Origin of the sequence: Vibrio sp. 10N.247.310.23 (assembly GCF_041467155.1) — a bacterium.
In the GTDB taxonomy this organism is placed as follows: domain Bacteria; phylum Pseudomonadota; class Gammaproteobacteria; order Enterobacterales; family Vibrionaceae; genus Vibrio; species Vibrio crassostreae_C.
In genome coordinates, this window is sequence record NZ_JBFSTZ010000030.1 from 1 (window position 1) to 20711 (window position 20711).

22 protein-coding genes and 1 tRNA gene are annotated in these 20711 nt (G+C 43.1%); 12 read left to right on the top strand and 11 right to left on the bottom strand.

Annotated elements, in window-relative coordinates; translation table 11 throughout:
* Positions 1–333: 333 nt before the first annotated feature.
* The 5 genes from ychF to lolB all read right to left on the bottom strand — a co-directional run bounded on the left by ychF (position 334) and on the right by lolB (position 4741).
* Positions 334–1425 (bottom strand): redox-regulated ATPase YchF, encoded by a 1092-nt coding sequence (gene ychF, locus AB6D93_RS19650; protein WP_010439159.1) that lies wholly within the window; start codon positions 1423–1425, stop codon positions 334–336.
* A gap of 10 nt (positions 1426–1435) precedes the next feature.
* Positions 1436–2026 (bottom strand): aminoacyl-tRNA hydrolase, encoded by a 591-nt coding sequence (pth, locus tag AB6D93_RS19655; protein WP_004739815.1) that lies wholly within the window; start codon positions 2024–2026, stop codon positions 1436–1438.
* A gap of 223 nt (positions 2027–2249) precedes the next feature.
* On the bottom strand, positions 2250–3194 hold the full coding sequence (locus AB6D93_RS19660; RefSeq protein ID WP_004739814.1) for a ribose-phosphate pyrophosphokinase: 945 nt from the start codon (positions 3192–3194) through the stop codon (positions 2250–2252).
* 27 nt (positions 3195–3221) lie between these two features.
* Positions 3222–4097: a 4-(cytidine 5'-diphospho)-2-C-methyl-D-erythritol kinase gene (gene ispE, locus AB6D93_RS19665; protein ID WP_170967443.1), complete on the bottom strand. Its 876-nt coding sequence runs from the start codon at positions 4095–4097 to the stop codon at positions 3222–3224.
* Positions 4094–4741, bottom strand: a complete 648-nt coding sequence (lolB, locus tag AB6D93_RS19670) for a lipoprotein insertase outer membrane protein LolB (protein WP_102333667.1) — start codon at positions 4739–4741, stop codon at positions 4094–4096. The genes ispE and lolB overlap by 4 nt, the downstream gene beginning before the upstream one ends.
* 160 nt (positions 4742–4901) lie before the next feature.
* Here lolB and hemA point away from each other — a divergent pair, with 160 nt between their 5' ends.
* From hemA to ybaK, 8 genes are all read left to right on the top strand, one after another.
* Positions 4902–6161, top strand: a complete 1260-nt coding sequence (hemA, locus tag AB6D93_RS19675; RefSeq protein WP_017062312.1) for a glutamyl-tRNA reductase — start codon at positions 4902–4904, stop codon at positions 6159–6161.
* A 28-nt stretch (positions 6162–6189) separates the two neighbouring features.
* Positions 6190–7278 (top strand): peptide chain release factor 1, encoded by a 1089-nt coding sequence (prfA, locus tag AB6D93_RS19680; protein WP_017062313.1) that lies wholly within the window; start codon positions 6190–6192, stop codon positions 7276–7278.
* Positions 7279–7283: 5 nt separating this feature from the next.
* Positions 7284–8144, top strand: a complete 861-nt coding sequence (prmC, locus tag AB6D93_RS19685) for a peptide chain release factor N(5)-glutamine methyltransferase (RefSeq protein ID WP_102333666.1) — start codon at positions 7284–7286, stop codon at positions 8142–8144.
* A gap of 194 nt (positions 8145–8338) precedes the next feature.
* A complete protein-coding gene (locus tag AB6D93_RS19690) occupies positions 8339–8722 on the top strand; it encodes a SirB2 family protein (protein ID WP_009848726.1) in 384 nt (127 codons plus the stop codon).
* Positions 8723–8749: 27 nt separating this feature from the next.
* Positions 8750–9559 carry a SirB1 family protein gene (locus AB6D93_RS19695; RefSeq protein ID WP_017064164.1) on the top strand — a complete coding sequence of 270 codons (810 nt, stop codon included), beginning with the start codon at positions 8750–8752 and terminating at the stop codon, positions 9557–9559.
* A gap of 22 nt (positions 9560–9581) precedes the next feature.
* Complete coding sequence (kdsA, locus tag AB6D93_RS19700) at positions 9582–10436, top strand: 3-deoxy-8-phosphooctulonate synthase (RefSeq protein ID WP_017069619.1); 855 nt, start codon at positions 9582–9584, stop codon at positions 10434–10436.
* A gap of 454 nt (positions 10437–10890) precedes the next feature.
* A complete protein-coding gene (ushA, locus tag AB6D93_RS19705; protein WP_017066864.1) occupies positions 10891–12552 on the top strand; it encodes a bifunctional UDP-sugar hydrolase/5'-nucleotidase UshA in 1662 nt (553 codons plus the stop codon).
* Between the two features lie 118 nt (positions 12553–12670).
* Positions 12671–13144, top strand: coding sequence for a Cys-tRNA(Pro) deacylase (gene ybaK, locus AB6D93_RS19710; RefSeq protein WP_017066863.1), 474 nt, complete (start codon positions 12671–12673; stop codon positions 13142–13144).
* A 106-nt stretch (positions 13145–13250) separates the two neighbouring features.
* Here the strand turns inward: ybaK and rluF are convergent, their stop codons facing one another.
* From rluF to AB6D93_RS19725, 3 genes are all read right to left on the bottom strand, one after another.
* Positions 13251–14384: a 23S rRNA pseudouridine(2604) synthase RluF gene (gene rluF, locus AB6D93_RS19715; protein WP_017064161.1), complete on the bottom strand. Its 1134-nt coding sequence runs from the start codon at positions 14382–14384 to the stop codon at positions 13251–13253.
* Positions 14385–14560: 176 nt separating this feature from the next.
* A complete protein-coding gene (smrA, locus tag AB6D93_RS19720; protein ID WP_102333665.1) occupies positions 14561–15142 on the bottom strand; it encodes a DNA endonuclease SmrA in 582 nt (193 codons plus the stop codon).
* Positions 15143–15312: 170 nt separating this feature from the next.
* A complete protein-coding gene (locus tag AB6D93_RS19725; protein ID WP_017062321.1) occupies positions 15313–15453 on the bottom strand; it encodes a DUF3149 domain-containing protein in 141 nt (46 codons plus the stop codon).
* A gap of 255 nt (positions 15454–15708) precedes the next feature.
* On the opposite strand from AB6D93_RS19725, the gene AB6D93_RS19730 reads away from it, so the two are divergent.
* Positions 15709–15785, top strand: a tRNA-Pro gene (locus AB6D93_RS19730).
* A 102-nt stretch (positions 15786–15887) separates the two neighbouring features.
* On the opposite strand, the gene AB6D93_RS19735 is transcribed toward AB6D93_RS19730, so the two are convergent.
* The 3 genes from AB6D93_RS19735 to AB6D93_RS19745 all read right to left on the bottom strand — a co-directional run bounded on the left by AB6D93_RS19735 (position 15888) and on the right by AB6D93_RS19745 (position 18608).
* Entirely contained in the window at positions 15888–16556 is a 669-nt protein-coding gene (locus AB6D93_RS19735) for a LuxR C-terminal-related transcriptional regulator (protein WP_017064159.1), read from the bottom strand.
* 494 nt (positions 16557–17050) lie between these two features.
* On the bottom strand, positions 17051–17908 hold the full coding sequence (locus AB6D93_RS19740) for a curlin (RefSeq protein WP_102333664.1): 858 nt from the start codon (positions 17906–17908) through the stop codon (positions 17051–17053).
* A gap of 85 nt (positions 17909–17993) precedes the next feature.
* Positions 17994–18608 carry a curlin subunit CsgB gene (locus AB6D93_RS19745; RefSeq protein WP_241910919.1) on the bottom strand — a complete coding sequence of 205 codons (615 nt, stop codon included), beginning with the start codon at positions 18606–18608 and terminating at the stop codon, positions 17994–17996.
* Between the two features lie 310 nt (positions 18609–18918).
* Here AB6D93_RS19745 and AB6D93_RS19750 point away from each other — a divergent pair, with 310 nt between their 5' ends.
* The 3 genes from AB6D93_RS19750 to AB6D93_RS19760 are packed head-to-tail and all read left to right on the top strand — an operon-like array spanning position 18919 to position 20669.
* Positions 18919–19395 (top strand): curli production assembly/transport protein CsgE, encoded by a 477-nt coding sequence (locus tag AB6D93_RS19750; protein ID WP_017064155.1) that lies wholly within the window; start codon positions 18919–18921, stop codon positions 19393–19395.
* Positions 19396–19405: 10 nt separating this feature from the next.
* On the top strand, positions 19406–19816 hold the full coding sequence (locus tag AB6D93_RS19755; RefSeq protein ID WP_102333662.1) for a curli assembly protein CsgF: 411 nt from the start codon (positions 19406–19408) through the stop codon (positions 19814–19816).
* Between the two features lie 16 nt (positions 19817–19832).
* Positions 19833–20669: a CsgG/HfaB family protein gene (locus AB6D93_RS19760; RefSeq protein ID WP_050646260.1), complete on the top strand. Its 837-nt coding sequence runs from the start codon at positions 19833–19835 to the stop codon at positions 20667–20669.
* The last annotated feature ends 42 nt before the right edge of the window (positions 20670–20711 follow it).

Below are 20711 nucleotides of genomic sequence, written 5' to 3' on the forward strand. Positions count from 1 at the left end.
CTGCGACCCCATCATTATGAGTGATGTGCTCTAACCAACTGAGCTAAGTAGCCATTTCCATATTGTTGCTCATTTCGAAACGTTGCCGCTTCGCTGTGAACGGGGCGCATTATGCGGAGTTGAGTGAAACCCGTCAACTTTTTTTTTGAATAAATCGCGAATAAACATCTGTTCGGTTTCTTTTTAGGCAAAGAGGCGTATTTGTCGACAAAAAACAGGTCTAAAAGGCGATATATATAGGAAGTTAAGTTTCTGGTGAGGGACAATTTAGAAAGGGGAAAAACAAAAAGGCCAGTGAATTCACTGGCCTTTTTTCTAGATGTTTAATCAGAATTATACATTGAAGCGGAAGTGAACAACGTCACCATCTTTAACGATGTATTCTTTACCTTCAAGGCGCCATTTACCTGCGTCTTTCGCACCGCTCTCACCGTTAAATTCGATGAAGTGATCGAATCCAACAACTTCAGCACGGATGAAACCTTTCTCGAAGTCTGTGTGGATCTTACCCGCTGCTTGTGGCGCAGTTGCACCTACAGGGATTGTCCAAGCACGAACTTCTTTAACACCAGCTGTGAAGTAAGTCTGAAGAGTCAGTAGTTCGTAACCAGAGCGGATCACTCGGTTAAGACCTGGTTCTTCGATACCCATATCCGCAAGGAACTCTTCGCGATCTTCGTCATCAAGCTCAGAAAGCTCTGATTCGATTGCTGCACAAACAGCAACAACAACGTTGTTTTCGTTTTCTGCGTATTCACGAACAGCGTCTAGGTATGGGTTATTTTCAAAACCATCTTCTGCAACGTTTGCGATGTACATTGTTGGCTTAAGCGTTAGGAAGTTTAGGTAGCCGATTGCTGCCGCTTCTTCTTTGCCAAGTTCAACAGTACGTGCCATACCACCTTCAGTTAGAACTGGAAGTAGCTTTTCTAGTACAGTGATTTCGAATTTAGCGTCTTTGTCGCCGCCTTTCGCTTTCTTCGCGTTACGTTGAATTGCACGCTCACAGCTGTCTAAGTCAGCCAGTGCAAGTTCTAGGTTGATCACTTCGATATCTTCAATTGGAGATACTTTGCCAGCAACGTGAACAATGTTTTCATTTTCAAAGCAGCGTACAACGTGACCGATAGCGTCAGTTTCACGGATGTTAGCTAGGAATTTGTTACCAAGACCTTCACCTTTAGATGCGCCAGCAACTAGGCCCGCGATATCTACGAATTCCATTGTCGTTGGAAGGATCTTCTGTGGATTAACAATTTTTGCTAATGCATCTAAGCGTAGATCTGGAACCGGAACGATACCTGTGTTTGGTTCGATCGTACAAAATGGAAAGTTTGCTGCTTCGATGCCTGCTTTAGTCAGTGCGTTAAACAGAGTTGACTTACCAACGTTTGGTAGACCAACGATGCCACATTTAAAACCCATGATATAAACCTTATTCTGCTTTGAACGTATGTAAGCGATTTTGTGCTTTTGGTAGGCCATCTTTTAATAAGATGTCTAGGCTGCGAACCGATTCGTCAACGACGGCCTCGATACACTCTTGCTCTTTTTGAGGAGCTTTGCCTAATACATAACCTGCAACTTTATCTTTGTGTCCTGGATGGCCGATGCCTAATCTAAGACGATAGAATTCTTTATTGTTACCCTGCTTGCTGATGATGTCTTTCAGACCATTATGTCCGCCATGACCACCACCTTTTTTAAACTTTCCAATACCAGGAGGCAGATCTAACTCATCGTGAGCGACCATGATCTCTTCTGGTTTAATTTGGTAGAACTTTGCTAAGGCTGCAACTGCTTTGCCTGACAAGTTCATAAAAGTCGTTGGGATCAGCAAACGAAGATCTTCACCGTGAACCATGATACGACCCGTTAGGCCAAAGAACTTTGGTTCGTTCTTTAGTGTCACGTTATGTACACGCGCTAATTCTTCAACTACCCAAGCGCCCGCGTTGTGGCGAGTTTTGGCGTATTCTGGACCTGGATTAGCCAGTCCAACGAGAAGTTTTATTTGTTGGCTCAAGGTATGGATCTCTCTTGGGATTTCAAAAAGCGCCGTATGATATCACAGTTTATGAAAAAGGTGCGAGCTAGCTGATAGCTGCGCGATTATTCCTGTTTGTGATAACTAGCAGTGCAATATTACTCAGACATAAAAAAAGCACTTCATTGACTGAAGTGCTTAATATCTTTCTCTCGCGTGTTTCTAAAACCAAGCTTTTGTAAAAAAAGCTATTGGGCTTTGATTAGTTGAACATCGCTGAGATTGATTCTTCGTTGCTGATACGACGAATCGCTTCAGCAAGCATGCGAGAAAGGCTAAGTGTTGTCACTTTACCCGTCGCAGCCATCTCTGGAGATAGAGAGATAGAATCCGTTACGATAACTTGGTCTAGAACAGAGTTCTTGATGTTGTTCGCAGCAGTACCAGAGAAAACAGCGTGAGTTGCGTAAGCGAATACACGCTTAGCACCGCGCTCTTTAAGCGCTTCAGCTGCTTTACATAGTGTGCCACCCGTATCGATCATGTCATCAACGATAACACAGTCACGACCTTCAACATCACCGATTAGGTTCATTACTTCAGAAACGTTAGCACGTGGACGACGCTTATCAACGATAGCGATGTCAACATCACCTAGCGCTTTAGCCGTTGCACGAGCACGTACAACACCACCAAGGTCTGGAGAAACCACTACTGGGTTTTCTAGGCCACGGTTAGCCATGTCTTCTAGAAGAACTGGAGTGCCGAAGATGTTATCAACAGGTACATCGAAGAAGCCTTGGATTTGCTCTGCGTGTAGGTCGATAGTAAGAACGCGGTCAACGCCAACGTTAGAAAGGAAGTCTGCAACAACTTTTGCAGTAATTGGCACACGAGCAGAACGTACACGACGATCTTGACGGGCATAACCGAAGTAAGGGATTACAGCAGTAATACGGCCAGCAGAAGCACGGCGCATTGCGTCAATCATTACCACCAATTCCATAAGGTTGTCATTGGTTGGTGCACAAGTTGATTGAATCAGGAATACATCGCTACCACGAACGTTTTCATTGATTTGAACAGCGACTTCGCCATCAGAAAAACGGTCTACAGTAGCATCGCCAAGAGAGATGTATAGACGATCAGCAATACGTTGGGCTAGTTCAGGTGTTGCGTTACCAGCAAATAGCTTCATATCAGGCACGGTGGAAACCTCGGGTTGCGTCCAGTTTTAAATAGATTGTGGGTGGGCTGATTGGTATTCAGCCAGAGTTTCTTTTAAAGGAGAAATGTTTCTTCCTTTCGCTACGAAAGCGGAAACTGTGTCAGGCAGTTGTTCTCGCACCAATTCGGCTTCTTTTTTGCTGTTAAATTCAGCAAAAACGCACGAACCTGTACCAGTCAATCTCGACGGCGCGTATTGTAGCAGCCATGAAAGTTGCTTATCAACCTCTGGGTACAGCATTCGCACAATTTTTTCGCAATCGTTTACGTATTCTTGCTCTAGAAGCGTTGCTAGCGCTCGCTTTGGCGTATTTCGAGTTAATTCTGAATGTTTGAATATGTCTGCAGTTGCTATGCTCACTTGAGGTTTGGCGACTAGATACCATTTTTCATCCGGATTAGCTGGTGACAATTGTTCTCCAACCCCTTCAGCAAAGGCGGCGTGGCCTCGAACGAAGACAGGAACGTCAGCACCAAGCTTCAAACCGATCTCTGCAAGTTGATCATCAGAAAGATTCAGTTGCCACAAGTAATTAAGCGCCACTAACACAGTTGCAGCATTTGAAGAGCCTCCGCCAATACCACCACCCATTGGTAGCACTTTCTTTAGCTCAATATCGGCACCGAAAGAGGTTGAGGTGTACTGTTGAAGTGCAGTAGCGGCTTTCCAAATTAGGTTGTCTTCAAGCGCTACCCCAGGGATTTCTGGTGTGATTGTTATCGAGCTAGTTTCTGAGTTTGCGGTAACCGTTAGTTCATCACCAAAATCGACAAACTGAAATAAAGTTTGAAGTTCGTGATAGCCATTGTCACGTCGACCTATGATGTAAAGAAATAGATTCAGTTTAGCCGGAGAAGGCCAATGCGTTGGCGTTGTTATCATTTTTTCAGTGTCCACTTCGAAACTACAATGTTGATTTTGTTATTGTCTTGCTTGAATGACAATCGAGTAGGGAGTGGGATTATCTCTACCTTAGTGTTGTCTTCACCCGATAGTTGCTTATTCGGCATCTCTGTATTGCGATAGTTAGCAAAACTCAGTGTCCATAATTGGTTGCTGACTTGTTTGGTGAGAGACTCAAGCGTGTTGGTCGTGTTCAATTGGTAGCTATCGGCTTGGTCTGGAATGCCAAGGAACCATTGTGGCAGGTGATCAATAGGGATCTGTAAACCTGTCAGCTGCTCAACCAAGACTGAAGCGCTCGCATGAGTAAATACTTGATCGCCATAGGTCACGACTTTTGCACCCGATGGATCTATGGTTAGGTTCAGTGCAGTTTGACCGAGAAAAGTAGTGAGCCTTAATTGACTTTGATTTGGTGAATGTTTCCAAATGAAATTTAGGCTTTGACGTTGCTCTGGGGAAATGTAAGCGAGCTTGCCTGAGGCTTGATAGTTGTCTATCTGTAAAAGCCGATCTTGATGACTTTGCCATTCAACGCTGGTTGGTTGTTCTGGGATAGACGAGCAACCCACCATAGTTATGGCCATAAAAATAAGAGACGCGATTTTGAGAAGCTTGCTCATGTTTGCTCACAACTTGTTCAAATTTATCTAAAAAACGCTTCAACTATAGCATTGAATTCACGAACTCAGGAAAACAAATCCCGCTTGCTCTTTAAATAGAGCCATGCATCAAGTAAAATTCGCCCCTTGTTTCCATTCCCTGATCGAGAACTTCTGATACATGTCTTTGCTTGCCGTAGGTATCAATCACAATACAGCGTCGGTTGAATTGCGAGAAAAAGTCGCTTTTGGTCCAGATAAATTATCTGAGGCACTCAAGCAACTTAACGCAAATGCACACGTGAATGGAAGTGTCATACTTTCTACCTGTAATCGAACTGAAGTGTATTGCGACGTTAAAGGCGTGGCTAAAAACAAACTCATCGATTGGTTGTCGGTTTTCCATCAAGTTAGCCCAGAAGAGCTAAAGCCAAGCCTTTATATCCATGAAGAGCAGGCGGCGATTAAACACTTAATGCGCGTTGCTTGTGGTTTGGACTCTTTAGTCTTGGGTGAACCGCAGATCTTAGGTCAGGTGAAGCAAGCGTATACGGACTCGCGAGAGAACAAATCCGTTGATGCTTCAATGGAAAAACTATTCCAGAAATCATTTTCTGTTGCGAAGCGTGTTCGAACTGAAACTGAAATCGGCGGAAGCGCGGTTTCTGTAGCTTACGCAGCCTGTACCTTAGCCAAGCATATTTTTGAATCCATCGCAGATTCAACCGTGTTACTGGTTGGTGCGGGTGAAACCATTGAGCTGGTGGCTAAGCACCTTTCGGCGAATGGCTGTACAAAAATGATTGTGGCGAACCGAACTCGAGAACGTGCTCTAGGGCTAGCAGAAGAATTTGGTGCTGAAGTGATCAGCTTGAATGAGATCCCTGATCATCTTCATCGAGCGGACATCGTAATTAGCTCAACCGCAAGTCCATTGCCTATTATCGGTAAGGGTATGGTTGAGACTGCTCTAAAAACAAGAAAGCATCAGCCGATGTTATTGGTTGATATTGCCGTTCCACGTGATGTGGAATCGCAGGTTGGTGATCTAAATGATGCCTACCTTTATTCGGTTGATGATTTGCAGTCGATTGTTGATGGCAATATCGAACAACGTAAAGTTGAAGCGATTCAAGCTGAAGCGATCGTCAGTGAAGAAAGTGCCGCGTTCATGAGTTGGATGCGCTCTTTACAAGCGGTAGACAGTATTCGAGATTACCGTAAATCGGCTAACGAAATCCGCGAAGAATTATTAAGTAAAAGTTTACAATCGCTTGCCGCTGGCGGTGACCCTGAAAAAGTTTTACTCGAGCTCAGCAATAAGCTCACAAACAAATTGATCCATGCTCCAACGCGCGCACTTCAAAGTGCAGCTGAGCAAGGAGAACCTGCAAAATTAATGGTCATTAGACAGAGTTTGGGCTTAGAAAACCCTCAATAATATTAGACCTCCAACAAGATAAGACATTATGAAAGCCTCGATTCTAGTAAAGCTTGAAACACTTGTTGAACGCTATGAAGAAGTTCAACATCTACTTGGTGATCCAGATGTAATCGGGAATCAAGACAAATTCCGTGCACTTTCGAAAGAATACTCTCAACTTGAAGAAGTGACAGCTTGCTTCCAGTCATACCAGCAAGCGAAAGAAGATCTAGAAGCTGCTGAAGAGATGGCAAACGAAGACGACGCAGAAATGCGTGAAATGGCTCAAGATGAAATCAAAGATGCGAAAGCAGCAATTGAGCGTCTGACTGATGAGCTACAGATTCTTCTTATTCCAAAAGATCCAAACGATGAGCGTAACTGTTTCCTAGAAATCCGCGCAGGTGCGGGTGGTGATGAAGCAGGTATCTTCGCGGGCAACCTGTTCCGTATGTACTCTAAGTTTGCTGAGAAGAAAGGTTGGCGTGTTGAAATCATGAGCAGCAATGCTTCTGAGCAAGGCGGCTACAAAGAGATGATCGCTAAGGTTAGTGGCGACGCTGTTTACGGCACCATGAAGTTTGAGTCAGGCGGTCACCGTGTACAACGTGTACCTGAAACCGAATCTCAAGGCCGTGTTCACACGTCAGCATGTACGGTTGCGGTTATGCCTGAGATCCCAGAAGCGGATCTTCCAGAAATCAAAGCGGGCGACCTTAAAATTGATACTTTCCGTGCATCAGGCGCGGGTGGTCAGCACGTTAACACCACGGATTCAGCAATCCGTATTACTCACTTACCAACGGGTACAGTAGTAGAGTGTCAGGACGAGCGTTCTCAGCATAAAAACAAAGCGAAAGCGATGGCTGTTCTTGCTGCTCGTATTGTTCAAGCAGAAGAAGAGCGCCGCGCGGCAGCGGTTTCTGATACACGTCGTAACCTACTAGGTTCGGGTGACCGTAGTGACCGTATTCGTACGTACAACTACCCACAAGGCCGTGTTTCGGATCACCGTATCAACCTTACAATTTACCGTCTTAACGAAGTACTTGAAGGTGACATGCAAAGCTTGCTTGATCCTGTACTTCAAGAGCACCAAGCCGATCAGCTTGCTGCACTTGCAGAGAACAACTAACCAGTATGCAGTCAGCATATACGGTTGAAAGTGCTTTAAAAGCAGCAATCGTAAAGCTTCAAGAGGGTGATAACACATCACCCTCTATTGATGCCGCGGTACTGCTTTGTCACGCCTTAGATAAACCAAGATCTTACCTACTGACTTGGCCTGAGAAGCATCTCACCTCAGAGCAAGAGTCTGAATTCAATGCCCTTCTAAAACGTCGCTTAACCGGTGAGCCTGTGGCTTACATAATTGGTGAGCGTGAGTTTTGGTCACTGCCGTTAAAAGTTTCCCCTTCTACATTAATCCCACGCCCAGATACCGAGCGTTTGGTTGAGGTAGCTTTGGATAAAACGTACGGCAAGCAAGGCGCGATTCTCGATTTAGGGACTGGTACAGGTGCTATCGCGTTAGCATTGGCGTCTGAGATGCCGAATCGACAGGTAACGGGTATTGATCTTCGCCCTGAAGCACAGCAGCTTGCTACAGAGAATGCACAACGTCTCAACATCACCAATGCGACTTTTTTGCATGGTAGTTGGTTTGAGCCTTTGAGCTCTGAAGGCGTTGTGAAATTCTCTCTGATTGTTTCTAACCCGCCATACATTGAGAAGAATGATCCTCATTTGTCTCAAGGCGATGTGCGTTTTGAGCCGATCACAGCACTGGTTGCTGAAGAGAAAGGGCTTGCAGATATTCGATACATTTCTGAAAACGCACGTGGCTTTTTGGAAAATGAAGGTTGGTTAGCATTTGAACACGGCTATGACCAAGGTTTGGCAGTTCGTGAGATTATGCAGGCGCTCGGTTATCTCGATGTTGTCACAGAGAAAGATTACGGTGGTAATGACCGAGTGACATTGGGTCGTTACTGTTCATAGTTAGTGATTGTTAATCGTCTTGTGAGCAATGGATGATGAACTTGCTAAATTGATACCTTTAACTCGACAATACATTTAACCCGATAATGCATTTAACGCAGAAATACAGAGATTTTATGCAGAACTACAGAGCATTAACGGGTATTGTGAGGCTCGTGTTAACGAAAGCACATATAAAAATATAAAGGAATACCATGTACGAAGGTCTAAAACATTTTCACCTATTAACGATTGCTATAAGTGCGCTACTTCTCTCGATTCGTTTCGCTCTTATGATGGCTAACTCACCTAAGCTTAAGCATCCTTTCTTGCAGCGTTTCCCTCATATCAATGACTCGTTGCTATTGCTATCGGGTATTGGTTTGATTTTCATCACTGGCTTTATTCCATTTACACCAGCAGCACCATGGTTAACCGAAAAACTAACTTGTGTTATGGCTTACATCGCATTAGGTTTCTTTGCGCTTAAGCTAGGTAAAAACAAGCTACTGAGAGTATTCTCTTTCTTTGGTGCGCTTGGCTGGTTAGCGATGGCAGGCAAAATCGCAATGACCAAGACACCAACATTTTTCGGTTAATTATCTCCTTATTTCGGTTAACTATCTATGTACGAATTTTTTGATGAAGACTTTGACCAGCTAGAATTAGCTGAAGGTGCATTGATCTTAAATAAAGCGATTAACCCAGAAACTCAAGACAGTTGGGCAGAGCAAGAGCTGGCGAGATTGTTAAAAGACGCCGAGTTTGCTTTGGTTAATGAAACCGATGAACAGCAGAAGTTTGAATCTTTTATTCGACTATTCTTTTATGAATGGGGTTTTGCTGGCGATAAAGATGCGTATTTCTCTTCGGAAAACGCGTTCATCGATAAAGTGCTTGAGAGAAAGAAAGGCATTCCAGTGAGTCTGGGGGCGATCTTTCTTTTTCTAGGTCGCAAGCTAGGCTTTCCTGTAGAGGGCGTCTCTTTCCCGACTCAATTCTTACTTAAAGTAAGTTGGTACGGGCAAGCTGCAGCCTATATTAACCCTTATAACGGTGAGTATGTTGGCGAACAAACGCTGCGAGCATGGTTAATTGGACATGACGGCCCATTAGCTAAGGTGAAACCTGAGCACCTAGAAGTCGCCGACCACCCAACAATTATTGGTAAGTGGTTAGCCCTGCTCAAGAGTGCACTGCTGCGAGAAGAGCGTTATACGCTTGCATTGAAGTGTACTGACCTTGCTTTGACGTTTGTACCTGATGACCCATATGAAATCCGTGACCGCGGTTTTATCTATCAGCAGCTAGACTGTCACCAAGTAGCCGCAACCGATTATCAATATTTTATCGACCAATGCCCAGATGACCCTGCATCTGAGTTACTGAAATCTCAAGTGAACGTCATGAACGAAAAGACAGTGGTCGTTCACTAATTAATAATTACTTAGAGAGAATATGATGGAACAAAAAACAGTTCACATTGGCGATATGCCAATTGCAAACGACAAGCCATTTACGCTATTTGCAGGCATGAACGTTCTTGAATCTCGCGATCTTGCTATGCAGATCTGTGAGCACTATGTAAAAGTAACCGAAAAGCTAGGCATCCCTTACGTATTTAAGGCGTCTTTTGATAAAGCGAACCGCAGCTCAGTTCATTCATACCGTGGTCCAGGAATGGAAGAAGGTCTTAAAATCTTCCAAGAGCTGAAAGATACTTTCGGCGTGAAGATCATTACTGATATCCACACAGAAGCTCAAGCTCAGCCTGTTGCGGATGTGGTTGATGTAATCCAACTACCTGCATTCCTAGCTCGTCAAACTGATCTTGTTGAAGCAATGGCTAAGACTGGCGCGGTAATCAACGTGAAGAAGCCTCAGTTCATGAGCCCGAATCAAGTTGGCAACATCGTTGATAAGTTCGCTGAGTGCGGTAATGACAACATCATCCTTTGTGAGCGTGGCGCTTGCATGGGTTACGATAACCTTGTTGTGGATATGCTTGGCTTTGGCGTAATGAAGAAGTCTTCAAACGGTAGCCCAATCATCTTCGACGTGACGCACTCTCTACAAATGCGTGACCCATCAGGTGCTGCATCTGGCGGTCGTCGTGAGCAAACGGTTGAACTTGCTAAAGCGGGTCTTGCTACGGGTATTGCGGGTCTGTTCATTGAAGCTCACCCAAACCCAGACCAAGCTCGTTGTGATGGCCCATCTGCGCTACCTCTAGACAAACTAGAGCCGTTCTTGAAGCAGATGAAAGCACTTGATGACCTTATCAAAGGCTTTGAGCATATTGATATTAAATAATTGAGATGGATGTGAAGTAACGGAAACGTTATTTAACAAAGTTGATCTAAGAAAGCCCAGTTCTCTGAATTGGGCTTTTTTTAATCTCGTAAAAGCAGCCGAACATAAACCGTTCATTTAAAGAGTTGTTAACGTGGCGGGTTATTACCTAAGAAACTCTTATATGAGTGTGAGGTCAGTCCTGTTTGCAGTAAATTACTGATATTCATCACACTTTGTAAGTAAACGATTGCTTGTGATGCAGGGGAAGTTTGAGTGTAATCTCATAATTTTGTTACACTTAACTGTTGACCTATGCGTGACCAATTCGACATAAATATGAAATCGTCGTGTTACATCTAGAATGTTAATTTAAGATTAGTCATGTTGAAGTCTTATTGTTCGAACTCCAGGAAAGGGGTCGCAATAGATTATAAAAAGCAGTGGATTCCCTAAAAAGTTCAAAGGTATGACAATGAAGCAACGCCTTATTCTAAAGACAGCACTAAGTGCTGCAATTCTAGCTACTCTAGCTGGGTGTGCGTCTCAATCAGCTCATGATTGGAACCAAGACGAAACTTACAAGCTAACGATTCTTCACACAAACGATAACCATGGTCGTTTCTGGCAGAATAAATATGGCGAATACGGCATGTCTGCACGTAAAACGCTAGTTGACCAACTTCGTTCAGAAGTTGAAGCAGAAGGCGGTAGCGTGTTGCTTCTATCTGGCGGTGACATCAACACGGGTGTTCCAGAGTCAGACCTTCAGGACGCAGAACCTGATTTTAAAGGTATGAACAAAATTGGTTACGATGCCATGGCATTGGGTAACCACGAGTTTGATAACTCTTTAGACGTATTACAAAAGCAGATCGACTGGGCTAACTTCCCAATGCTATCTGCAAACATCTACGATAAAGCGACAGGTGAACGTAAGTTCCAAGCTTACGAGATGTTCGAAAAGCAAGGCATCAAGATTGCGGTTATTGGTTTAACAACTGAAGATACCCAAAAGATTGGTAACCCTGAATTTATCGCAGGCATCGACTTCCGTGATCCTAAAGAAGAAGCGAAGAAGCTAATCGCTGAACTTAAAGAAACAGAAAAACCGGATCTAATCTTTGCTGTGACTCATATGGGTCACTACGAAAATGGCCAACGTGGTGTCAATGCTCCGGGTGATGTCGCACTTGCTCGTTACCTAAACGAAGGCGATCTAGACATGATCGTTGGTGGTCACTCTCAAGAGCCTGTATGTATGGAAGGCCCTAACGTTGCGAAGAAAAACTTCAAGCCGGGTGATGAGTGTAAGCCTGACGTACAGAACGGTACTTACATCGTTCAAGCTCACGAGTGGGGCAAGTACGTAGGTCGTGCTGATTACGAATTCCGTAATGGCGAGCTAGAGATGGTGAGCTACGACCTGATTCCAGTTAACCTTAAGAAGAAAGTTAAGATCGACGGTAAGAAGCAACGTGTTCTTATTCAAGATGAAATCGCACAAGACCCAGAGCTACTTGAATTCCTACGTCCTTTCCAAGAGCAAGGTCAGGCACAGCTAGAAGTTCAAATCGCTGAGACAAATGGCAAGCTTGAAGGCGATCGTAACGTCGTTCGTTTCCAACAGACCAACCTAGGTCGTTTGATTGCGACTTCTCACATGGAGCGTGCAAAAGCAGACTTCGCTGTGATGAACTCTGGTGGCGTTCGTGACTCAATTGAAGCCGGTAATGTTACTTACAAAGATGTACTGAAGGTACAGCCTTTTGCAAACATCCTGACTTACACAGACATGACGGGTAAAGAAGTTCTGGATTACCTAAATGTAGTAGCGACTAAACCAATCGATTCTGGTGCTTACGCTCAGTTTGCTGGAATCTCTATGACAGTAGCGAACGGTGAAGTATCGAATGTATTCATCGGTGGCAAACAGCTTCGTCTAGACGAAACTTACCGTTTCACAGTACCAAGCTTTAACGCTGCTGGTGGTGACGGTTACCCTAAACTGTCTGATCACCCAGGTTACGTAAATACTGGTTTTGTTGATGCTGAAGTACTGAAAGAGTACCTAGAAGCAAACAGCCCGGTTGACGTGAACAAGTACGCGCCTTCAGGCCAAATAGTTTACAAGTAATTGAATCCAAGCAATTGTATCAATAGGTGCTAAATTAGATTGACTCTAGCACCATGATAAATTTAACTAAAGCGACGCCTCGGCGTCGCTTTTTGTTTATCTATCGTTTGGATTTGTTATGACCCCAGCAATCAATCTCGCCAAGAAAAAGAAAATCGCTCATAGCGTGCATCAGTACCATCATGATGCCAATAATACGAACTATGGTTTAGAAGCCGTTGAAGCGCTTGGTCAAGATCCCAAACGTGTATTCAAAACGCTGTTGTTCTGCTTGAATGGTGTGGCGAAAGATTTGGCAGTCGCCGTTATTCCTGTCGACCAGAAGCTAAACCTAAAGCTGGCAGCAAAAGCGGCGAAAGGCAAAAAAGCAGAGATGGCTGATCCAGATATTGCTCAGAAAACCACGGGTTATGTTGTTGGTGGCATTAGTCCGCTTGGTCAGAAGAAAGCACTGCCTACCTTCGTTCATTCCAGTGCGACAGATTTTGAAACGATATGTGTGAGTGCAGGTAAGCGTGGGCTAGAGATTGAATTAGACCCAAAAGACTTAACATTTCTGACTCGCGGTCAGTTTGCTGATTTATGTTTATAGATTGTCGTCGTCATGATGATAAAACTATCGAATGACCAACAAAAACGCCCGCTAGACTAATCTAGCGGGCGTTTTTATATCGAGAGTCTCGTCTTACTGATTCAGACTACTTCTTCAGACCTAAAGTACCACCAACACGCTTTGGTGCAGGTTTGTTCGGTCTGTTTGAATCTTGGCTGCGGTTTGCCGGCTTCCCGCTTCTACGATCGGTATTATCGCGATCTGTGCGATTGCGATCCGAACGATTTCTATCTGAATTAGAACGCTCTGAACGAGAGTTCGATTTCCAGTTCTCGGTATTACCACCGCTTTCACCATTCGATGAATTGCGGCCACGCTTTGAATTAGGTGCATGACGGAATTCATCCGCATTGTTACCGCGGTAGGTGCGTGTACGGTTCTCGTTTTGATTACGGCGTGCTGTTGAAGCTTGGTTCTCTTCACGGCTATCAAAAAGTTTCGCGTCAGTCGCTTTGCGAATGCGTTGACCTTTCGCGTTCATTTTTGACGCATCTTCCGTACTTACTGAGCCTTCACACATCGCTAAAATTTCAGTGATCTCTTCGTCGCTCAGGTAGCGCCATTTGCCGTTAGGAATACCGTCTAGTGAGATATTCATAATACGAACACGACGCAGTTTAAATACTTCATAACCGAGCGCTTCACACATACGGCGAATTTGGCGGTTAAGGCCTTGTGTTAGCGTAATTCGGAATGAGAACTTAGTCTCTTTCTCTACTTTACATGGCAAAGTGACTGTATCGAGAATGTGAACGCCAGCGCCCATTTGCTTCAAGAATTCCGTCGTAATCGGCTTATCTACACGCACCACGTATTCTTTCTCGTGGTTGTTACCTGCACGTAGGATCTTGTTTACGATGTCGCCGTCATTGGTTAGGAAGATAAGGCCATCAGAAGGCTTATCTAGACGACCAATCGGGAAAATGCGCTTGTGGTGGCCAATAAAGTCGACGATGTTGCCAGGAATATCACGCTCAGTCGTACAGGTGATACCTGTTGGTTTATTGAGAGCAATGTAAATCGGCTTCTCTTTTGAGCGAACAGGCTTATTGTCGATCTCAACATCATCACCTGGCAAGACTTTAGTACCCATTTCAGGGATCTTACCGTTAATAGTAACTCGGCCTGCATCAATCAGTTTATCGGCTTCGCGGCGTGAGCAAAAACCAGTTTCACTGATGTATTTATTAAGGCGTTTAGCTTGGGATTCTTGTGACATGATATTCTCTTAGCGTTTCACAACGGAAATGTAGATAAACAAAAAGCAACCTTTGGATAGTTGCTTTGAGTTGAAATTCGTTAACTGAGGTAATTTTAGCACTTGGTGTGAGTCTAGGCACGAAATATCGATCTTGATGCAAAATCGTTACTAGTCCATTTATCTATCTCAACCTATTAACTGGTGCGTTTTTGATGGCGCTCTCTGTTCTCTAGCTTTTTCTCATTACTCTTTCTGAGCATTACGTAGACTGCGCCCGTACCACCATGAAATTGCTGAGCAGAATGAACACATTGAACGTCGTTGATTTGTGTTAGCCAATTTGCCACGTAGCTTTTCATCATTGCAGGTGGATTCGAACGCTCACCCTTACCATGAACAATGATGACAGTACGAACATCCATTCTTAAACACTGACGCAAAAATGAAAGCACTTCGTTACGTGCGTCTTTCAGTGTTTTCCTATGAAGGTCGAGCTTGGCTTGAATAGGGTATTTTCCTAGGCGCAGCTTTTTGTATACGCCTTCTTGTACACCGTCTTTTTTATAAGCAACAACATCGTCTGGCTTGATCATTGGCGAATAGTCTAATGATAAGTAGTCTTTCTCGTCGTCAGACAGCCACATAGCGGCTTCACGCTTAGCAAGGTGAGATTCGGTGACTCGGTGTACTTTCTGGTGTTCAGCGGTGTCATGGTCGATACGTTTAACATCGCCCATCATTTCTTGGAATAGATCTAAGTCATCAGCATGAGACATAGTGTGTATCTCAAGTTGGAGAAGGATAGGGTAAGTATACCTAAGTTGAGGTTAGGTTTAAAAATGAAAAAACCGGAGAAGACAATAAGTCTGCTCCGGTGCAAAGCGTTTTGACATTTACTTATAAAGTAAAAGAATACTTAAAAGTAAATGATTTAGGCAGAGCGATTCTAGTGAGGAGATTTTTCAGTCATAACTTTGTATATGAAGAAGCCTCCATAAAACATCATGAGACCCAGAGCCCCGAAGATTACTATCATTGAAGATAGTCCCACCGCATTACCAAATAGGAGATCTAGCCAAAAGTCCATGTGTATACCTCAAAGTTATATGACATGGCTTAGTGTATTAACAAGCATTATCAATTCACTGATCTGGATCAATCCTGTTTCATAAGTTAAATACTTGTTGGTAACTGTGTGTTTTTCGTCACATCATGCTCGTTGTTGTATGTCTTTTGTTCGAACGATTCAAAATCGCAATAAATATGAGAAAAAGCCCTTGCGGATAAATTCAGAACCCGTATTATACGCTCCATCGACAGGCAATGAGCCAGTTAGATATCTCGGTGAATAGCGCAGCTTGGTAGCGCATCTGGTTTGGGACCAGAGGGTCGGGGGTTCGAATCCCTCTTCACCGACCACATTAGAAAAAGCCGTAGCAGAAATGCTACGGCTTTTTTGTATTTGGGATTTCTACATTCTAACTGCATTGACTGTTTATGGTTGAGGGCAGAGAGTTAGGTCTATTGGACAAACTCATTTGTCGCAACGTTGTTCTTAACCCAGATCAAAGCTTGTAAGCGATTCTTCACCTTGATTTTTTTAAACGTGTTGTGAAGGTGTGCTTTGACCGTATTCTCACTGACATAGAGGGTATCTGCTATCTGAGTGTTAGATGCTCCATCACCGAGTAACTTAATGATCTGCTGCTCGCGTTTGGTCAGCTTGAGGTAATAAGGACTGGTTTTCGCGCACTGCCTCTCTCTGTAGAAGCTAATGTACTGGTAAATGAGCTTTCTACTCATCCACATCTCGCCTTGCAAAATGCAGTTAAAGCCGGCCACGAGCTTTTCAAGCGTGTCCGACGTATAAAAAATGCCGACAAGATACTGCCATTTAAGCATTTCAGAGTGCGGGAAATCGCCTGGTGTATTGAGTAGCACTTCATGGACATCACTTGCTACGTCATCTCTGAGCTCCTGGTATTTCTCAATGTATTGCTTACTCATTGTCGGGAAATCAATAATAATCAGAACTAAGTCATCGTTTTTTAGGGATTTAGCACTGAGCCTTTCCGGTGATATGAGTTTTATGTTCAGGTTAACTTTCTGTTCTATAGACTCTTTTAGTAGTATCGATTGTAAATTGTTCTCCGCAAGTAAAATGGCGTTATGAGCCTCCAGTTTAGCCATGTGGAACTCCTTTTCTTAACTCATTACTTGAACTTTAGGTGTTTTAGTTTAAAGCACGTATTGTTATTTTGCTAATTTTTAAAGCTAATTATTCATCAAATCTATGAAATTAATTTAATAGTATTGTCGAAGGTAAAATAATACTTAAGTAGAAAGAGGGAATTACCGAGATTTATGGTTTTATTTTATTGATTGTACAGTCTTTATGAATTTTCCAGATCCCCTTGTTTGGGTGAAGTTTTATAGTGGCAGGAAACTGATTTATATTAATAATCAACGTTGTAATACCACTATTCGTATTCTGGTTGAAATTAGAGTTGGTGTTCGTACTCAACGTTAATGAAGATGCCACACTGTTATTTATGGTCAGAATAAGACTTTTATTTTTTATCAGGCACTGTACTGAATTTAAATCAGAAGAAAATCCATTAAAATGGAAAGAAATAAATAAAACGGCGATCAACGCCGTTTTAATATATGCACTCTTTATCATATTAATTCTGATAAATTATACCGACATTACCAATTGCGCCATTACCTGAAACGAGAGCAGTATCATAAGAGGTTTGTTCAATCATAAATTGGTTTGAACTGCTGTTTGTTAAGCTAACAATGGCATCTGAATGAGATCCTGTTTGTAACGTGAATACTCGGTTATCGCTACTGCTCACGAGATCGATATCGACATAGTTATCGTCGCCACCACCAACATCGGTGTTGACTATCGTTTGAACATAGTTATTATCGCCGCTGATATCGATGTCTACATCATTATTATCAACACTCGCGTTACTAAACTCGGTATAGGTTGTATTGGAGTTACCAGAGACATTCACATCAGCTTCATTGTAGTCAGCACCACCTAGAGCATTGACGACAGAGATGTTCTCGTTACCCACTTGTGTAACTCGTAAATCATTGCTTCGACCATAAGGTTGAACTGTAATTTGGGCTTGGTTACTAACACCATCTTGATCAACCCAGGCGTTGTTGTTTACATAGCGTAACTTAACGTGAGCTTCATTGAGATTGCCATCTTGTTGAACCACTACGTCAGAGTTATAGCTAGCATGTGTGTCAACTAGTGCAACATGCCCATCAGTAACACCAGACGTGTTCTGGTTAATGGTGACATTGGCATTATCGCCACTACCCATTTGCCAAACGGCAGTATTATCCATCGCTAAAGGTTGAATACCGGCTACTGTCGATGATATGCCAAGATCGGTTGTTCCTTCTATTGTCCCCAACGCTGGCTCAGAGGCTGGAAAAGGAGCAGGTAAATTATCTGCGTATGCTGCATTAAAGCCCAGAATAGCACCGACTATAATTCCAATTTGTGTAACTTTCATAAGTTGTATCCTTATACATTTCCATGTCGACTATGTTGTTACTTCATCGAGAAGCAACGGTGAATCAAGCTTTCCATACTGCGCGCTAATTGGCTTGATTGATGTGAATTCTCATTGAGCTAGACGCTTTCACTAAAGCAAAGTCGTTGCCGTCTTGAGAAATTCCTAAATTACTTCTTCCAGAACCAACCAAATAAGCAGTATTGCCATTGCCTTTTTGGTCAATGCTCAGCTGACTACTCTGTCTTGAGACGTTAGCTTGTCCGATAACTGCTAAATTGTTATTCCCGTCTTGGGAAATAAGCGCTTCAGAATTTACTCCGAGTTGCCCAATTGCGGCATCGTTATTTGAACCATTCTGGTCTATTAAGGCGGTATTATTGCGCCCTGTTTGACCAATGTATGCGGAGTTAGAACTTCCGCTTTGCGTTATCTTCGCTCTGTTGTTCGCGGTAATACCAGGACTGCGTTGCTTTATTATTGCTATTGAATCAGTAGCATTAGATATATTTAATTCTGAATAATTATCTAAATCTCCAGAAGAGAAGCTTTCTAAATAATTATAATCATTGACTATATCTTGATTAACATTATGTAAAAAATCCCCTTCTATATCTGACGCGATAGCATTATTAAAACCTCCTGATAAAAAATATAAACAAGTTAAGCTGATAAGTGATGCTTTCCCAATTACCATCATCTTTACCTTAAAGTGTTCGTGATTATGATCCCTACGAAAATAAACTGCGTAGGGAATGAGTGAACCTTTGTCTTATCGAAATCCTAGGCCTTGAATTTACGAACAGCTATAAACTTAAAGTTGAAAATATTTAGTTGTTCATATGAAATTTAATTAGTATTTGACCGAATCCTACCAACCTTAGTTAATCAATTCCCTTCAGTAATTAATTCGAAAGTTTATATATGCCACTGTAAGCATGAATTACGCTTTATTCAGTTTCAACGAATCACATTCTCATTTTGTAAATAGACTTTGAATGGGAGCACATATGAAAATCAAGCTGCTTACAATAACTCTGCTTTCCTTTGCTCTTCATGCAGAAGAAAAGAGTCATGGTCTTGAAAATGCTGCTCCTTTAGAAAATGGACAAAAACTTGAGGACTCGACAAATAATCTTAAGGAAAAATTCAATGACTTCAGTGAAGTCGATGGAATCATTGTGGACAGAACCATTACGCGGTTGGGAGAGGATTTCTATTTTTTCTTCTCGCAATCGCTCAATGATAGTTATCCCGACCTTAAGGAAAATTTGACGGTAAAAGAAAGGCCAACGGCGTTATCAGGAAGCATCATAGAGGTTCAACACTCTAGAAAACCGATCTTCCGTACGGCGTTGTCCCCTGGTCGTAGACAAGCGAAAGAACGCGCTGCCGATGCAACACGAGTGGTTGGGAATTACATCATCCGATGGCAAGCGGAACGGATCTTTCAGGACACTTACGATCTAGACCATGATGAATTTTAAGGAGCCAAGGATGTCGATATTTTTCAGAAAGGCCGCGCTCATTGCGCTGATAGTTTCGCCTTCGGTTTACTCAAGCGAATTAGTTTATACGCCCGTAAATCCAAGTTTTGGCGGAAACGCTTTAAACAGTTCTCACCTTTTTAATCACGCTAATGCTATCAATGATTATGAAGACCCAAGTGCAAGGGATATCTTTGATGAGCAAGAATCAGCCTTAGATCGTTTAGCGTCTAGTTTAGAGTCCCGTTTAATTAGCCAATTGCTTGCTGACGTGGGTAATGGAAACACGGGGCAGTTGGAAACTGATGATTTTTTCCTGAATATTGTGGATGATTCCGGGACTTTGTTGGTTCAAATCGTCGATAAAGAGACTGGGGAATCAACAGAAATCAGTGTTTCGGGACTAAACCCAGACCTCTAATCACAAGGATTGTGTTATGAAATCGATCATTATCGTCTTCTTGACCTTTGTGTTGGGAGGGTGCACTTACTCTATGCAAATTCCAGAGACTTCTGAAACGCCAAAACTGATGCCGAGAGGATCGACTTATACCGATCTTATCTCATTACCTCAGCCTCGCGGGAAAATATTGGTCTCAGTTTATGACTTTAGAGATCAAACAGGCCAATACAAGCCTCAGCCAAACAGTAACTTTTCCACAGCAGTGCCACAGGGTGGGACGTCTTTATTGACGACAGCACTTATCGACTCTCAGTGGTTTGTACCTCTGGAGCGTGAAGGGCTCCAAAACTTATTGACTGAACGTAAGATCATTCGAGCGGCTCAGAAAAAAGATAAGGTCGTAAATAATCATGGGGCAGACTTGTCGTCTTTGAGTTCCGCTAACATCGTCATCGAAGGCGGGATTGTGGCTTATGACTCGAATATCGTGACAGGCGGTGCGGGTGCTAAGTATCTTGGGATCGGTGGTTCTGGACAATATAGAACGGATCAAGTCACTGTGAATTTAAGAGCCGTTGACGTTAGAACCGGGCAAGTTCTATTGAGTGTCACCACCACTAAAACTATCTCTTCACACGAGATTGGGTTCGGCGCATTTCGATTTGTTGATTACAAAGAACTGTTGGAAGTTGAAATGGGCTATAGCCAAAATGAACCGGTCAATATTGCTGTGATGTCTGCTATTGATGCCGCGGTGATTCATTTGATTGTGAAAGGAATGAAGCGTGGAATGTGGTCGCCGGGCGATCCGAATGCATTAGAAAATCCGATTATCGCACGTTATTCCGAAGCGAGTACAGACATACTTTAAGCTACCGAGTAAGCAGCAAAATAGGGCTATGCGGAAAACGGA

What these genes read in the sequence shown, in the direction of transcription:
- prfA (WP_017062313.1), top strand. Translation starts at nt 6,190, where the DNA reads ATGAAAGCCTCGATTCTAGTAAAGCTTGAAACACTTGTTGAACGCTAT.
- lolB (WP_102333667.1), bottom strand. Translation starts at nt 4,741, where the DNA reads ATGAGCAAGCTTCTCAAAATCGCGTCTCTTATTTTTATGGCCATAACT.
- ybaK (WP_017066863.1), top strand. Translation starts at nt 12,671, where the DNA reads ATGACCCCAGCAATCAATCTCGCCAAGAAAAAGAAAATCGCTCATAGC.
- rluF (WP_017064161.1), bottom strand. Translation starts at nt 14,384, where the DNA reads ATGTCACAAGAATCCCAAGCTAAACGCCTTAATAAATACATCAGTGAA.
- ispE (WP_170967443.1), bottom strand. Translation starts at nt 4,097, where the DNA reads ATGATAACAACGCCAACGCATTGGCCTTCTCCGGCTAAACTGAATCTA.
- AB6D93_RS19760 (WP_050646260.1), top strand. Translation starts at nt 19,833, where the DNA reads ATGAAATCGATCATTATCGTCTTCTTGACCTTTGTGTTGGGAGGGTGC.
- prmC (WP_102333666.1), top strand. Translation starts at nt 7,284, where the DNA reads ATGCAGTCAGCATATACGGTTGAAAGTGCTTTAAAAGCAGCAATCGTA.
- AB6D93_RS19755 (WP_102333662.1), top strand. Translation starts at nt 19,406, where the DNA reads ATGTCGATATTTTTCAGAAAGGCCGCGCTCATTGCGCTGATAGTTTCG.
- AB6D93_RS19725 (WP_017062321.1), bottom strand. Translation starts at nt 15,453, where the DNA reads ATGGACTTTTGGCTAGATCTCCTATTTGGTAATGCGGTGGGACTATCT.
- AB6D93_RS19695 (WP_017064164.1), top strand. Translation starts at nt 8,750, where the DNA reads ATGTACGAATTTTTTGATGAAGACTTTGACCAGCTAGAATTAGCTGAA.
- hemA (WP_017062312.1), top strand. Translation starts at nt 4,902, where the DNA reads ATGTCTTTGCTTGCCGTAGGTATCAATCACAATACAGCGTCGGTTGAA.
- AB6D93_RS19735 (WP_017064159.1), bottom strand. Translation starts at nt 16,556, where the DNA reads ATGGCTAAACTGGAGGCTCATAACGCCATTTTACTTGCGGAGAACAAT.
- kdsA (WP_017069619.1), top strand. Translation starts at nt 9,582, where the DNA reads ATGATGGAACAAAAAACAGTTCACATTGGCGATATGCCAATTGCAAAC.
- AB6D93_RS19740 (WP_102333664.1), bottom strand. Translation starts at nt 17,908, where the DNA reads ATGAAAGTTACACAAATTGGAATTATAGTCGGTGCTATTCTGGGCTTT.
- AB6D93_RS19750 (WP_017064155.1), top strand. Translation starts at nt 18,919, where the DNA reads ATGAAAATCAAGCTGCTTACAATAACTCTGCTTTCCTTTGCTCTTCAT.
- smrA (WP_102333665.1), bottom strand. Translation starts at nt 15,142, where the DNA reads ATGTCTCATGCTGATGACTTAGATCTATTCCAAGAAATGATGGGCGAT.
- ychF (WP_010439159.1), bottom strand. Translation starts at nt 1,425, where the DNA reads ATGGGTTTTAAATGTGGCATCGTTGGTCTACCAAACGTTGGTAAGTCA.
- AB6D93_RS19690 (WP_009848726.1), top strand. Translation starts at nt 8,339, where the DNA reads ATGTACGAAGGTCTAAAACATTTTCACCTATTAACGATTGCTATAAGT.
- ushA (WP_017066864.1), top strand. Translation starts at nt 10,891, where the DNA reads ATGAAGCAACGCCTTATTCTAAAGACAGCACTAAGTGCTGCAATTCTA.
- AB6D93_RS19745 (WP_241910919.1), bottom strand. Translation starts at nt 18,608, where the DNA reads ATGATGGTAATTGGGAAAGCATCACTTATCAGCTTAACTTGTTTATAT.